The organism is Aeromonas sp. Prich7-2 (assembly GCF_017939255.1).
GTDB classification, from domain to species: domain Bacteria; phylum Pseudomonadota; class Gammaproteobacteria; order Enterobacterales; family Aeromonadaceae; genus Aeromonas; species Aeromonas caviae.
This window is the reverse complement of sequence record NZ_JAGKRI010000028.1, coordinates 1-293: the sequence shown is the minus strand read 5'-3', so window position 1 is coordinate 293 and position 293 is coordinate 1. Positions and strand designations below refer to the sequence as shown.

The following is a 293-nucleotide window of genomic DNA, read 5'->3' as shown; positions in this document are numbered from 1 at the left end:
CCTTCGCGGTGCACCGGCGTCTGGCGGCTGACTTTCCCGGCCGGTTCAAGACCATCAGTCCGGCGGCTATCGAGTGCCATATGACCATGTCTCTGTCGGAGCAGAGCCCACTGTGCATGAGTGTGTCTGCCGATACCGCAGGGGAGCGGCAATTTCTCCCTGAGGCTCACAAGCTGGCCAACTGCCTGCTGCTGGCTGACGCGGGTTACATTGACAGGGCCTGGTTTGAGCAGGTGAACGACGCTGGCGGATTTTATCTGGTGCGAGGAACGCAAAGCCTGAACCCCAAGATA

1 protein-coding gene is annotated in these 293 nt (G+C 60.1%); it reads left to right on the top strand.

The features are described 5' to 3' along the window. Positions 1-293 (top strand): transposase (locus J9892_RS06495; protein WP_210538108.1); only part of this gene is annotated, 293 nt, incomplete at both ends.